At 43.8% G+C, this 13937-nt stretch carries 11 protein-coding genes, 1 pseudogene and 2 riboswitches; of the genes and pseudogenes, 6 read left to right on the plus strand and 6 right to left on the minus strand.

Features of this window, described 5'->3' with window-relative positions:
* The first annotated feature begins 178 nt into the window (after positions 1-178).
* From B2575_RS08840 to B2575_RS08855, 4 genes and pseudogenes are all read left to right on the plus strand, one after another.
* On the plus strand, positions 179-1468 hold the full coding sequence (locus B2575_RS08840) for an O-succinylhomoserine sulfhydrylase (protein ID WP_296241384.1): 1290 nt from the start codon (positions 179-181) through the stop codon (positions 1466-1468).
* A 251-nt stretch (positions 1469-1719) separates the two neighbouring features.
* Complete coding sequence (locus B2575_RS08845) at positions 1720-2049, plus strand: YbaB/EbfC family nucleoid-associated protein (RefSeq protein WP_045445429.1); 330 nt, start codon at positions 1720-1722, stop codon at positions 2047-2049.
* A gap of 107 nt (positions 2050-2156) precedes the next feature.
* Positions 2157-2751 (plus strand): annotated as a pseudogene (gene recR / locus B2575_RS08850) (recombination mediator RecR).
* Between the two features lie 330 nt (positions 2752-3081).
* Entirely contained in the window at positions 3082-4416 is a 1335-nt protein-coding gene (locus tag B2575_RS08855) for a ribonuclease D (RefSeq protein WP_296241387.1), read from the plus strand.
* A 39-nt stretch (positions 4417-4455) separates the two neighbouring features.
* Here B2575_RS08855 and B2575_RS08860 read toward each other — a convergent pair whose 3' ends face one another.
* The 6 genes from B2575_RS08860 to gcvT form a co-directional block, all read right to left on the minus strand.
* Positions 4456-5145, minus strand: coding sequence for an esterase/lipase family protein (locus B2575_RS08860; RefSeq protein WP_296241389.1), 690 nt, complete (start codon positions 5143-5145; stop codon positions 4456-4458).
* Between the two features lie 110 nt (positions 5146-5255).
* A complete protein-coding gene (locus B2575_RS08865) occupies positions 5256-5876 on the minus strand; it encodes a hypothetical protein (protein ID WP_296241394.1) in 621 nt (206 codons plus the stop codon).
* A gap of 340 nt (positions 5877-6216) precedes the next feature.
* Complete coding sequence (gcvP, locus tag B2575_RS08870) at positions 6217-9114, minus strand: aminomethyl-transferring glycine dehydrogenase (RefSeq protein WP_296241397.1); 2898 nt, start codon at positions 9112-9114, stop codon at positions 6217-6219.
* 76 nt (positions 9115-9190) lie between these two features.
* On the minus strand, positions 9191-9961 hold the full coding sequence (locus tag B2575_RS08875) for a nitroreductase family protein (protein ID WP_296241398.1): 771 nt from the start codon (positions 9959-9961) through the stop codon (positions 9191-9193).
* A 258-nt stretch (positions 9962-10219) separates the two neighbouring features.
* Positions 10220-10600, minus strand: a complete 381-nt coding sequence (gene gcvH / locus B2575_RS08880) for a glycine cleavage system protein GcvH (RefSeq protein ID WP_011280078.1) — start codon at positions 10598-10600, stop codon at positions 10220-10222.
* 69 nt (positions 10601-10669) lie between these two features.
* Positions 10670-11857, minus strand: coding sequence for a glycine cleavage system aminomethyltransferase GcvT (gene gcvT, locus B2575_RS08885; RefSeq protein ID WP_296241409.1), 1188 nt, complete (start codon positions 11855-11857; stop codon positions 10670-10672).
* A gap of 188 nt (positions 11858-12045) precedes the next feature.
* A riboswitch (glycine riboswitch) is annotated at positions 12046-12205 on the minus strand.
* 55 nt (positions 12206-12260) lie between these two features.
* Positions 12261-12398, minus strand: a riboswitch (glycine riboswitch).
* Between the two features lie 235 nt (positions 12399-12633).
* Here gcvT and B2575_RS08890 point away from each other — a divergent pair.
* Together B2575_RS08890 and B2575_RS08895 are read left to right on the plus strand one after the other, a co-directional pair.
* Complete coding sequence (locus B2575_RS08890) at positions 12634-12954, plus strand: YcgL domain-containing protein (RefSeq protein ID WP_045451381.1); 321 nt, start codon at positions 12634-12636, stop codon at positions 12952-12954.
* A gap of 307 nt (positions 12955-13261) precedes the next feature.
* Positions 13262-13903, plus strand: a complete 642-nt coding sequence (locus tag B2575_RS08895) for a hypothetical protein (RefSeq protein WP_201581610.1) — start codon at positions 13262-13264, stop codon at positions 13901-13903.
* Positions 13904-13937 lie beyond the last annotated feature (34 nt).

Here is a 13937-nt window from a genome sequence, read left to right on the forward strand (position 1 = left end):
TCTGTTGTTGAGAAAGAGATAGATGTGTATTCAAAAATAATATTTAGCCATCGCTTGAAACCAGCTGTGTGGAATAAGTTGACATGATATGATAACGCTGATGCATTCGGTCGATAATCAGAAGAATAAGCAGTCATTTTATATCAATCAAAATACCAATCAAAGCAACGGAATATTTATGAGTCAGTCGCAAGCCCATGATGATAAAAATGTAGATAAATTAGATCCAAACTGGCGCAGTGACGCGCTCAATTTAGCTCTCGATTATGGTATGCAAACCATTGCTGTAAGGGCAGGGCAACATCGTACCGATGAGGGTGAGCACTCAGAGGCTATCTTTACCACCAGCTCATACGTTTATACCTCAGCGACAGATGCCGCGGCACATTTTAATGGAGACAAGACTGGCAACGTGTACTCACGCCATACCAATCCAAGTGTACGTACCTTTGAGCGTCGTTTGGCAGCGCTTGAAAACGGAGCGCGCGCAGTGGCGACAGCCTCTGGCATGGGCGCGATTTTGACCATGTGCTTGGCATATCTGAAAGCGGGCGATCATTTGCTTGCTGCCAATCAATTATTTGGCTCATCGATTGGTCTATTTAATAATTATATGGCAAAGTTCGGTGTGGAAGTCAGCTACGTTGATTGCTTCGATAATGAGGCGTGGGCAAACGCCGTTCAACCAAATACTAAAGTGATCTATTGCGAAAGCCCTAGTAATCCATTAGCCCAGATTTGTGATATCGGCTATTTAAGCCAGCTGTGTAAAGCCAATGATATCCTACTCGTTGTGGATAATTGTTTTGCCACTCCAGCTTTGCAGCGTCCGCTTGATTTGGGTGCCGATGTGGTGATTCATTCTGCCACTAAATATTTAGATGGTCAGGGTCGAGTACTTGGCGGCGCATTGGTCGGCAGTAATAAGCTTATGCAAGAGGCGTTTACTGTGGTACGTTCAGGCGGTATCAGTATGAGTCCGTTTAATGCTTGGGTATTTACCAAAGGGTTAGAGACGCTGAAACTGCGTATGCAAGCGCATTGTCAAAATGCCAATCAAGTGGCAGCGTTTTTGGTCAATCATCCCAATGTCAGTACCGTACATTTTTCAGGTTTGAGTGATCATCCCGCTCATGAGCTTGCGACGCGTCAACATCATATGACAGGTGGCTATGGTGCTATCATGGGTTTTGAGGTAAAGGCTTCTGACAGCACTGATTCAAATAGTCGTGATTCGAAATCTGCGGCTTGGCATGTCATTGACTCGACCCAAATGGTTTCTATTACTAATAACTTGGGCGATGCTAAAACCACCATTACCCATCCTGCAACAACGACCCATTTTCGTTTGAGTGCAAAAGAGCGCGCTGAAGCGGGCGTAAAAGATGGTCTTATTCGTTTGTCAGTAGGCTTAGAAGATGTAGAAGATATCATCAAAGATTTGGCGCGTGGTTTAGACAGTTTGTAAAGATAACGGTATAATCGCGGTTAGCACTTTATATTAGGGCGTGTCCTTATTTCAAAAATGGTGATAAAAATGAGATAAATTGCCGTCAAACGAGGAAAATAGCGCAGATAATATCGGGATATTAACCAGCTATTTAACGATGTTTGGCAAAATTTAGCCATTTTTAGCCCGTTTAGATATGATCAATTGAATTGAGGACACGCCCTAGTAAAATATCAATCATTTATGATTAAAAAACAAAAGAGGCAACTATGAATATTCAAGCATTAATGCAACAAGCACAAACGATGCAAAAGAAAGTCGAAGCAAACGTTGAAAACGCTAAAAAAGAGCTTGCGAATAAAGAAGTACAAGCTGAAGCGGGCAGTGGTCTGGTAAAAGTTACCATGACGGGTCGCCATGTGGTTAAGCGTTTAACCATCGATCCAAGCTTGCTTGAAGATGAGCCAGATATGATCGAAGATCTTATCGCTGCTGCTATCAATGACGCTGTTCGTCAAGCAGATGCGCTATACGAAGAAACCATGGCTGGCGCGACCTCAGGTATGGGTCTACCACCTGGTATGCAAGGTATGTTCTAAGCATTAAATACTTCATACTGAAGGCAAAAATGGGGTTGTTATCGACACGATACGACCCCATTTTTATAGCTACGATTTATAAATTAAGTTAAATAAAGGAAGATGCTTTGCTGACAGCCAAATTTGATCAGCTGGTTAAACAGCTGCGTATTTTGCCGGGTGTGGGTCAAAAAAGTGCCCAACGTATGGCGCTGCATTTGCTCACCAAAAAACGTCCACAAGGCATGGCACTTGCCCAAGCGCTTGATGAGGCGATGCGCGATATCGTCGAATGCCAACGCTGCCACAGCTTCAGTGATGATCAAATCTGTCCGCTGTGCCAAGATCCGCGGCGTGATGATGCCTTGCTATGTGTGGTTGAGACCGCAGCAGACGTGATGGCTATCGAACAAACCGCAGGCTACCGTGGCCGCTACTTTGTGTTAGGTGGTCATTTATCACCGATTGATGGTATTAGCGCTGATGATTTGAATATTGAACAACTGGTCTGGCGGGTNNAAGCAAGAGCCTGTTGAAGAGTTGATATTGGCGACTGGTACGACTGTCGAAGGGCAGACCACCGCGCACTTTATCAGTGCAGCGGTCAGTCGTCATGTTAATAAGGTCACACGTTTGGCACAAGGTGTACCAATGGGCGGCGAGCTTGAATATCTTGATAGCATGACCCTTGGACAAGCGATGCAAAATCGTTCATTTTTATAGCATACTGGTATTTTTTCTATAACTTCTTTATAAAAACCAAGTCTTGCCCATTTTATTTCATGAAATTGTTATAATTGATTCACTAGGGCGTGTCCTCAATTCAATCGATAGTTATCTAAATGGGTTAAAAATGGCTAAATCTTGCTAAACGGCGTCAAATAGCTGACTAATATCTCGATATTATCTGCGCTATTTTCCTTGTTTAACTGCAATTTATCTCATTTTTATCACCATTTTTAAAATGAGGACACGCCCTAGTATTTTATTATTTACTTCTATTGAGACGCCCTTTAGCGTTTTATTTTTTCCTATTTATGCAGGTATCTGCCCGTGTCCAACCATGCTCCAACAGCTTCAACTGCTGCCATTCAATCAAACCTTGCAGACCACATTAACATTGCTGCTTCTAATGATTTATTAGCACCATCAATTAATTCTAAAATAGAGTCAGCAGATCTGCCGTCAGAGCCAGATATCGATGCGCTGCTAGATAGTGCCGACGAAGCTGCTGTCACGTGGGTGCGTGAACAAAATGGTTTGGCTGAAGTTATCGACGCATTGGCAACTTGTGGTCGGGTGGCGTTAGATACCGAGTTTATCAAACGTGATACTTACTATCCGCGCTTGGCATTGGTGCAGCTCAACACCGGTAATCATATTTATTTATTAGATGCCCCGCAGTTGCAACTGACCGAATTGTGGCAGGCACTGGCCAAAGTTGATGTAGCGATTTGGCATGCCTGTGGTGAGGATTTGGGTATTTTTTACTTACTATCTGGCTGTCCGCCATTGACCAATATATTTGATACGCAAATTGCGTTGTCTTACTTAACGGGTCAGTTGCAAATGGGCTATCAACAAGCGCTTGACGACCAGCTAGACATGCACATTGATAAAGAACAAAGCCAGTCGGACTGGCTACAACGTCCATTATCAGACGAGCAAGAGCAGTATGCGATTGATGACGTACGCTTTTTGCCAGCGCTTTATTTAAGTCTTGAATATGCGTTAAAAAAGCAAGGTTTGTACGATTATGTATGGGCAGATTGCCAGCTTTATGCCAGTGATTTGTATGATGCTCAGCATGTTGAAGACAATGCAATGTACCTAACAATGGCAGATTATCGTTATACTTCACAGCAGATGGCGATACTGCAAGCGGTTGCGACGTGGCGCGAGGAGCTGGCACGTTCGACCAATCAGCCGCGTACGTTTGTGATTAAAAAACAAGCAGTACGTGAGATCATCACTGAAAAACCAAGTAATATGCGAGAGCTTGCGCACAAAACCACGATGCACCGCAGTATGTTGCGCTTATACGGCGAAGAGCTGCTAAAAGTGATAAATCAAGCAAAAAACCTGCACCCTGCTGAATATCCTGATTGCCTATTACCGCCGTATCGCTCAAAAAATAAAGTACTGTCAAAAGCAGTGCAGCAAGCGATCGATAATCACGCACGAGCTATCGGCGTACCTGACAATGTATTGATGCGTAAAAAGTGGCTCGGGCAATTGTATGAAGTAATTGCTTTTGATAAGGAGTTAAGCGAGTTGCCAGAAGGTTTAAAAGGCTGGCGGAATGACTGGGTCATGAACACCCTGATTCCAGTCATCAAAAAACATAAAACTGAGTTGCAGCAGGGTATGGGTATCAATGTTCGATAAGCCATAAGATTCTATCATTGATAAAAGATGATGCTTTTCTCAAGACGTAAGTTTGTTATGCTCGAACTGTCCATGTTGTAAAAAGTACTTGGTTTGCGCGGCTACTGTTTTATCGACCAGCATCCCAGTATGCGAGACTTGTAAAACTATGTGATCAGTGGCTGCTTCTATTTTGGTTTCTGCTACATATACGGTGCCATCATGTAGTAGATGTTCTACTGATGGCATATTATTTGTCTTACGCAGTTTGCGATTATGATACTGTAAAAACAGCTGACCCAAACCGTAGGGGCGATTACCCGCAATCACACCAAGGGTAATATGTTTTGGTAGTGGCGCTACGGTGCCATCTAAGGCATCGACGTATGAGCACCCTACCACAGCTGGGGTCAAGCGCCAAATGTAGTCAGCACATACACTGCCTACATGCGGTGTCCCAAGTGTCACGCAGCGTCCTATCTGCCACTGCGGATATGCAGTGACAAAATCACGAATAATCAGACCGCCCAAACTATGACCGACCAAATCTATCGGTTGGTCAGGGTGATGATGGTTTTCTAGCCAGCTATTTAGGCGGGCACTATTGGTTTTGATACCGTCACGCATACTACGATAACCGAATTGATGAGTATCAAATCCTGTTGCTTGCAAGCGTTTGGCCAGTGGTCGCATGATCCAAGCGGTTTGGTGCAGACCATGGATGAGAATGACGCAGTTTTTTTGTGGCATGGCATTTTCCAATAAAGTAAAAATAGTTTTGGTAACATATGAAAAAGAATGCTAAAAACATGAAGAACCAGTCTTTATAACTCATATAATTTATGTATGTTAAATCTAGCTCAAGTTTGACGCATTTTGCGGAGCTCTACTTCCAACCTTATATGGCAATATATACTAAAGATAATTGAGCAAACCAGTGCCCAACCTAGAAAGCTTAGTAAATACTTATCCCAATGTTTATAGATAACAAGTTGGTAGTTGTGACTCAGCTTTCTGTTTTCTGCAATTTCTTGATTTTCTAAGTAATCTATAAAAGCGCCACTATCATCATATCCAAAGCAGTTTTGTTGCCACGATCTATTAGAATACTGATTTTTCCAAATTACTTCTCCATAAGTACCATATAATTGAGCTTTGCACAGCGTTTTTTGGAAGCTATTACTAACTGCGCTAGGACTCCTGTTAAAAACGAATACTCCTGAGATATTAGCAGTAGTAATAGGTTGATCATCAAATAACACAGTCTTCTGGTCAAGTAGGTTTACTTTAACAACTTGACAGATTGCGATTTCGTTGTGTCGTTTTTTTTCACAGCTGATGTTTAACTTATAGTCATTAAAATAGATACTGATAACTGTGGCTAGAGCAGCAAAAAACATGATGCCTGCTATGAGTATGACACCTTCAATCTGAATGGGCTCGTGATTAGACACTGTCGTATTTTTATTTGCACGAGTCATTTTAGCTATTCCACATAAGATTAAATAAGAAGGTCATTATTATAAAGCGTTTGCTTATAGATACAATTGTGATTTTAATTAACTATAGTTGATTAAATTTAAAAAGAATTAAGTGCTGCTGAGATAAGTTTTACGTAGCATCTACAGTGACGAAGTCGCACAGCAAGCAAGGAAAATATATATTAGTAACAGGCTATTCTGATCATCTTTTGTTTTATTTAGAGTTAACCATGCTAAGAGCATAACAAGTCAGATAAAGTACATACAAAATAAAAACCTCCAAATCAGCTGCTGACTTGGAGGTTTATTTTTATATCAACTGTTCATACTTATTTGAAAACTACATATAGTTTTCGATACTTGGGCAAGAACACATGAGGTTCTTATCACCATAAGCGTCATTGACACGTGCTACACTCGGCCAGAACTTATGGGCGCGGATATAAGGCAGTGGGAATGCTGCTGTGTCACGGCTGTATGGGTGCGTCCATTCGCTGTTGGTGACCATCGCCGCGGTATGTGGTGCGTTGACCAGTGGGTTGTCTTCTAACGTCCAACCCTCTTCGCCAGCTTTGGCTTTCATTGCTTCGGCTTTGATAGATTTTAGGGCACTGATGAAACGGTCTAATTCTTCTTTAGATTCAGACTCAGTTGGTTCAATCATCAAGGTACCCGCAACTGGGAAGCTCATCGTTGGTGAGTGGAAACCATAATCCATCAAGCGCTTGGCGATATCGCTTTCACTGATGCCAGTCTCTTCTTTTAGCGGACGAATATCGATGATACATTCGTGCGCGACGCGACCGTTTTTGCCCGTATAAAGGACAGGGTAGTGGTCTTTTAATTGAGCAGCGACATAGTTAGCATTTAATAGCGCAAGCTCAGTGGCTTTTAGCAGACCATCACGACCCATCATGGCAATGTACATCCATGAAATTGGTAAAATACTTGCTGAACCATAAGGGGCTGCCGATACGGCCGAGCAGTCTTTTTGCGCATTATGCACAGGGCTCAATGTATGATTGGCCATAAAGGGTGCTAAATGCGACTTCATGCCGATAGGGCCCATGCCTGGCCCGCCGCCGCCATGCGGGATGCAGAAGGTTTTATGCAAGTTCATGTGTAATACATCAGCGCCAACGTCAGCCGGTTGCATCATGCCAACCTGTGCATTCATATTGGCACCATCCATATAAACTTGACCGCCATGTTTATGGATAAGGTCACAGATTTTACGGATGCCTTCTTCAAACACGCCATGCGTTGATGGATAAGTAATCATCAATGCACCTAGATTGGCACTGTTTTCTTCACACTTAGCAGTTAGATCATCGATATCAACGTTACCATTGTCATCAGTTTTAACCACGATTACTTTCATACCCATCATCATAGCCGTCGCAGGGTTGGTACCGTGCGCTGACTGAGGGATTAAACAAACATCACGGTCAGTTTCACCCAATGATTCGTGATAACGGCGAATCGCTAGCAGACCAGCATACTCACCTGAAGCGCCAGAGTTTGGCTGCATAGACACATCATCAAAACCAGTAATGGCTTTCAACTGGTCTTGCAAGCTATCAATCATGGCAACATAACCTGTGACTTGGTCACGTGGTGCAAAAGGATGCACATTAGCAAATTCAGGCCAAGTAATCGGTAGCATTTCACTGGTGGCATTCAGTTTCATGGTACAGCTACCCAATGAAATCATGCTGCGGTTCATTGCCAAATCTTTGTCTTCAAGCGATTTTAAATAACGCAGCATTTCATGTTCGGTATGATGCGAGTTAAATACTGGATGCGTCAAGATAGCGTCAGTACGCAAGTGTGCACTATCAAGAGAAACGCGTGCGTCTTCTGGTAGGTCATGTGCTTTACTAACAAACAGTTGAGTTAATACGCTAAAGTCTTGTTGATCGCTGGTTTCACTAAACGCGACGCTTAATTTGGTTTCATCAAGACGCCATAAGTTATAGCCTACATTGTCAGCATTTTCGAAAATTTGAGTAGCCAGTTTTTCTGATCCACAATCAACGACGACGCTGTCAAAGAATTGGTCATGTACCACGTTTAAATTGCTGTCATTAGCATTTTTGATGACATCAGCAAAGGCCGTGGCAAATGCATGAATACGAGTAGCAATACGCTTTACGCCACCTGGACCATGATAAACGGCATACATACCGGCTAGGTTTGCCAATAGTACTTGTGAGGTACAGATGTTTGAGTTGGCTTTTTCGCGGCGGATATGCTGCTCACGAGTTTGCAATGCCATACGTAGGGCAGTATTGCCTTGTGAATCTTTAGAGACGCCGATGATACGACCAGGCGCTGAGCGTTTGGCTTTATCAGAGAAGGCAAAGTAGGCGGCATGTGGACCACCAAAGCCCATTGGAATACCAAAACGCTGCGTGCTACCTAAAGCGACGTCTGCGCCCATATCTGCTGGTGATTTTAATAATACCAAGCTCATGATGTCACTGACGACACTCACGTAGGTTTTGTTTTTCTTCACAGCAGTGATGACGTCGGTTAAGTCTTTAACATCGCCTTCAACACCGACGTACTGGAATAGCGCACCAAAATAATCGCCTGATTTAGCCAGCTCGAAATCACCAACCACCACTTCCCAACCAAAGTACTTGGCACGGGTATTAATAACATCTAAGGTTTGTGGATAGATACGGTCATCAACAAAAAACTGCGTTGATTTGCTTTTGCTCACACGCTTTGACATTGCCATGGCTTCTGCGGCTGCGGTTGCTTCATCAAGCAATGACGCGCCAGCGAGCTCAAGACCAGTCAAATCAATACATACTTGTTGGAAGTTAAGCAAGGCTTCTAGACGACCTTGGGCAATCTCTGCCTGATAAGGCGTATAAGCTGTGTACCAGCCTGGATTTTCAAGGACGTTACGCTGAATGACCGCAGGCATACGTACTGGCGAATAGCCTTGTCCGATATAGCTCTTATTAACAGTGATGTCATCTGCCATGGTACGCAATTTGGCAAGCGCGGCATGTTCACTCATCGCCACTGGCAAATCTAGCTCTTTATGCAAGCGCACGGGTTCAGGCACGGTATCGTTGATGAAGCTCGCCATGTCTTGATAACCAACGGCACTGAGCAGGTCAGCTTGCTTGGTCTCATTAGAGCCTAGATGACGATAGACAAATTCAGCTTCGTTGAATAAACCTTTAAAGGTATCAAACGTTGGGTTTTGCGAGATAGTCATGACAATCCTTGGTTAAGGGAGTAATAAAGGGATGGCTAAAATAACTAGTAATAGTAACTAATGACGGTTTAAGATTTTATACGTAATGAACAAATTGCTTTTGGTCAAAGCGGAACTGGCTGTTGTAAACGCCATTATCAGCGCGCTCACCAGCACCAATCATCATAATGATATGTTGATTGTCGCTTAAATTTAATAAGCGCTTCATGGCAGGCTCATCAAAGCCACCCATCGGACAGCTATCAAAGCCATGCGCGCGTAGTGCAAGCATTAGGTTTTCAGCCGCAAGGGCGGTATTGTTGGTTGCCCAGTTTTTGGTGTCTTCAAAAGTATAGTAAGGTGATTTAATCGGACCTTTTACCCGTCTGACCACTTGAGTCGCACCCCATTTAGCCGCTGATACCACATTGGCAGGTCCTCGTAAGAAGTCCATGGCAACGACTTTGGTATAGTAGTCTTTGACCTTTTTGGGTACTGGCTTATCAGGGTATTCGCGCAATATTTGCTTGGCATGGTCATGCCACACATCGGTGCGAGCAACGACTGCGATTAAACGAGCGGCGGTTTTCGCTGCATTTTGATTCATGCAGTTTTTCACCGCGCGTTTGCGCTTGTCCGCATCATCAATCACATAAAATTCCCACGGCTGTAGATTGCTAGAGTTTGGCGCAAGCATGGCCAAACGCAAACAGTCTGCTAACACATCATCAGGTATCGGTGTGTCGGTAAAGCGGCGCACTGAACGACGTGATTCAACCACTTCGCGAAACGCTTGCAGCTGCGGTGTATTATCAGGCGTGGCAAATTTTTCTTGAGCGTTTGCTTGATTATCAGTGTCAGGGTTCATATGAGAATCCATGCTGGAGATTAAGTGATCAACTTGGGGCAGTATTGAGTACGTCTCTTTAATAGCGCCTGACAAGTAATTGATATGAATCAATCAGATAGCGATTGGAAGCAATAAATTGAGCGATAAGCATTCTAAGAAAAAGCGTACAGATATCAGCTGACGCCAATATCTGTCATAACAAGTTGTGTTTTTTAAGGTTATAAGTAGCGGCATTTAAATAAAATACCGCTTTTAAGCGAGAGAGTGAAGCTGCTATTACAGCTCGTTTTCGTACTCATCAGCGGTTAGCAATGCTTCGTAGTCAGCGATGTTGTCAGGCTTCATTCTAAAGAACCAACCTTCGCCATATGGGTCAGAGTTGATGATTTCTGGATCGTCTTCTAGGGCTTCGTTGATCGCAACGACTTCACCTGAGATAGGTGCATAAACATCAGAAGCCGCTTTTACTGATTCAACGACAGAGATTTCGTCATCAACAGCGATGATGTCGCCCACGTCTGGCAATTCAACGAATACCACGTCACCCAATAGGTCTTGAGCATGGTCAGTGATACCAACAGTGATAGTACCGTCGTCTTCTAAGCGTAACCACTCGTGGCTGGCGATGTATTTTAGTTCTGCTGGGATATTGCTCATGGTCTCTCTCCTAAATGATAGAGGATGGTTAACAAAAATAGTGGACGTTAATAATAGGGTTTATAATGCCTACGAGTCAAACTGCTGTTTGCCATTACGGACAAACGGTAGCTTCAGAACACGCACATCAACGAACTTGCCTTTGCCGCGCAGATCGACCTGAACGCTATCATCACCTGATACGCTGGCAGGCACACGGGCAATCGCAATTGAATTTTTTAGACTAGGGGAGAATGTACCACTGGTGATAATGCCAGTTTGCTCATTGTCCGTGCCTTGATTGATGGTGACTGTCATGCCTTCACGCAATACGCCGCGTGTCGTCAATAGTAAGCCGACTTGTTTCATGGCGGTGTTATCATCTTTTGCTTGTTGGCGTTTACTGACTAAAGCATCACGACCGACAAAATCACGATCGTCTTTTAACGCAAGTGTCCAGCCCATGTTGCACTCGTAAGGACTGACGTTGTCGTCCATGTCATGACCATAGAGGTTCATGCCAGCTTCCATACGCAAGGTATCACGCGCGCCAAGACCGGCAGGTTTTATGCCATTGGCTTTTAATTGCTCAAAAAACGCTGGTGCATCATCACCATGCATGATGACTTCGACGCCATCTTCACCGGTATAGCCAGTCCGAGCAACGAACCAATCTGTGCCTTCGATGTCTGTTAAATCAGCACCAACGAAAGGCTTAAGACCAGCTAAAGTATCTGCCCAGCTAGGTTTGGTTTGCGCGAGTTTTTCAACGGCGTTTGGTCCTTGCACCGCAATCATGGCAAGCTCTGGACGCTCAGTGATGCTGATGTCAAAACCTTCGGCGACTTTATCAAATTGCGCCATGTCTTTATCACGAGTAGCAGCGTTTGAGACGATACGATATTCAGTAGCGTCTTCGTTCATTAGGTAAACGATTAAGTCATCGATGACGCCACCTTGCTCGTTGAGCATGCCAGAATATAACGCTTTACCGACAGTTTTGAGTTTATCGACATCATTGGCCAGTAGCTTTTGTAGCCATGCTTTGGTATCGCTACCTGTGACATCAGCGACGACCATATGTGAGACATCAAACATACCAGCATCAGTACGCACCGCTTCGTGCTCTTCGATTTGCGAACCATAATGGATTGGTAATTCCCAACCAGAAAAATCCACCAGCTTGCCGTCACTATCAACGTGAGACTGATAAAGAGGTGTGCGTTTAGGGGCTGAAGTGTTGGCGCTTTGAGCAGTGTTATCTTGAGTAGTGGTCATAACAAATCCTTATGTGGACATCAGCTGCATTCGATAACCAGTCGTAAAAACAAGTATCAAAGTATGAGGGCTGATGTGCCTTATCATAGTAGCGAGAAGCAATATTGCAAGGTGCAAACATTGCAACCAAGGGTAGCACAGAAAAATAGCGCAATCCGCCAAACAAACGCTGAACGTCGGTTTAAGCAAAAGCCCTATCTGTCCTGTAACCTGAGATTTTCAACACGAACCATCATTGCACGTTTTTAAAAGCACTAGCCTTAAAAAACCAAATTAAATGATGTCGCATTTTCTCCCCTTCGGTGGGTAAGGCGTCGTCCGTCCTTACCGCTCTCCAGATTTGTTATGCCTTATGTTTGGGTGTGCTACGCAATTGACGGTAGACAGCGAAACAGTCGTGACATGTGTTTTTTCAGTCCTTTTACCTGAGCGATTGGCAGGGTGGATGCGCCTTCGGTGGTCAAGTAGCAATTATCAGCGCCAGCTCATTAATATGAACGCACCTGATATTTTGCTCAAGACTCTCTCCTGAAAAACGCTTTTATTATGAAAGGTTCACCGCGCTTTTACAAGTCATCTAGGCGATTAAAGTGAATAATTTTGGCAAAAATTATTTTTTGTGAGAATAATCAATACCGTATCGATAAGTAAAGCGTTTTACGTTTGGTAGGCAGTAGTCAATTTAGCATGAATGCCTATTGCAAAACGTAAAGCGACTACTGATATTCACCCAAAATATGCTAATCTATGGCGATAGTTTCTGATAGGTCATTATTATGCATTGTGATATTTATAAATTCCCCAAACATAACGATATGTATGTCTATATTGCCCGTCCTGATTATCCTGATGATACCGACGAGATTAAAGATTGGCTTGGCGTATTACCAAAAGATTTCCGTGCCAGTTTAGGGCGCAGTAAATTTGTGATGCACTTGGACTTAGCCAATACGCCGACGCTTGCGCGCGTTGATAAAGCAGAAGTACTGGCAAAATTACAGTCGCAAGGGTATTTTGTACAAATGCCTCCGCAAGATGTGATGCGCCGCCAAGCGGAATTACGTGCACGTGAAGCACAAGACAATATTTATGATTAATGGGTATTTTTGAAGCGAGTTTTTAATCAGCTTCTTTTGGCTATGTTGCATGACAGCCAGCAAGAAAAAGTTTACGACACATTTGCGCTCATGCATTTTGGTAGAAAGTCGTGATAAACTAGCAGGCTATATGAGTGACAAGACAAAAAATACGTGGCGAGGCAAAAGGTCATGTTTCAAGTGCTTATGTCTTAAGGGCTTTTGGCGATAATATATTCGATATTATGGTTCGTTGAAATAGCACACTGTCTATCGTTAAGCGCGTAAACGCGCTGCACAATTTATAAACGCAGGTAACTACACACGCATGGACTGGTTAAAAGGTATTATAAACAGCTTACCGCTGGAAGCCATTAGTGATATTCTCGGCGAAATTGCTATTTGGTGGGGACAGCTGGTAAAAGACGTGCCACCCGCAGACTTACCGATGTACGCGTATCTGGGTGGTGTCGTTATTGTGTTGGTATTGTGGTTGCTGGTCGCTCGTATGCTGCCGCGGCCGTTGGGCGGTATGAGTTGGATGATATTGTTTGCTGTGTTATTGGCACCAGGTACTGCCCTTGGCGATCCAAGTGTAATTGCCCCCGCTAGTATCGCCGTGGTTTATGCGATTATGATGAAGGACACGGCTGGCGCGATTACCAATATGCTGCCGATACTCGTGGTGTTAGTGGTCGGCTTGTTTGTGGGCTTCGTTTGGCAGCTTATTCGCGGTGCTTTTGAGTCAAGTCTAGACAAAGCGCGCAGTCGTACTGCAGAAGATACACAAGCGACCATGCAGCTGACGACTGGCAATTATTTGACAGAAGGCACGACTTTAACCGATCAAGCCACTGTTGCTGAACCGTCTAATAAAACGCCTTTAGCGGCTAACCCTAAAGCAGACGTTAGCTTAAAAAAAGACAGCAGTTTAGCTAAAAATCCTAATATGGAAAAGCTCGATAAGTAGTAAAGCAACATCAATAAAGTGCCATCAGTAAAGT

Origin of the sequence: Psychrobacter sp. UBA6739, assembly GCF_002453835.1 — a bacterium.
GTDB classification, from domain to species: domain Bacteria; phylum Pseudomonadota; class Gammaproteobacteria; order Pseudomonadales; family Moraxellaceae; genus Psychrobacter; species Psychrobacter immobilis_A.

Coding starts and splice junctions, on each gene's coding strand:
- B2575_RS08845 (WP_045445429.1), top strand. CDS start 1,720: ATGAATATTCAAGCATTAATGCAACAAGCACAAACGATGCAAAAGAAA.
- B2575_RS08875 (WP_296241398.1), bottom strand. CDS start 9,961: ATGAACCCTGACACTGATAATCAAGCAAACGCTCAAGAAAAATTTGCC.
- B2575_RS08895 (WP_201581610.1), top strand. CDS start 13,262: ATGGACTGGTTAAAAGGTATTATAAACAGCTTACCGCTGGAAGCCATT.
- gcvH (WP_011280078.1), bottom strand. CDS start 10,600: ATGAGCAATATCCCAGCAGAACTAAAATACATCGCCAGCCACGAGTGG.
- B2575_RS08865 (WP_296241394.1), bottom strand. CDS start 5,876: ATGACTCGTGCAAATAAAAATACGACAGTGTCTAATCACGAGCCCATT.
- gcvP (WP_296241397.1), bottom strand. CDS start 9,114: ATGACTATCTCGCAAAACCCAACGTTTGATACCTTTAAAGGTTTATTC.
- gcvT (WP_296241409.1), bottom strand. CDS start 11,857: ATGACCACTACTCAAGATAACACTGCTCAAAGCGCCAACACTTCAGCC.
- B2575_RS08860 (WP_296241389.1), bottom strand. CDS start 5,145: ATGCCACAAAAAAACTGCGTCATTCTCATCCATGGTCTGCACCAAACC.
- B2575_RS08840 (WP_296241384.1), top strand. CDS start 179: ATGAGTCAGTCGCAAGCCCATGATGATAAAAATGTAGATAAATTAGAT.
- B2575_RS08890 (WP_045451381.1), top strand. CDS start 12,634: ATGCATTGTGATATTTATAAATTCCCCAAACATAACGATATGTATGTC.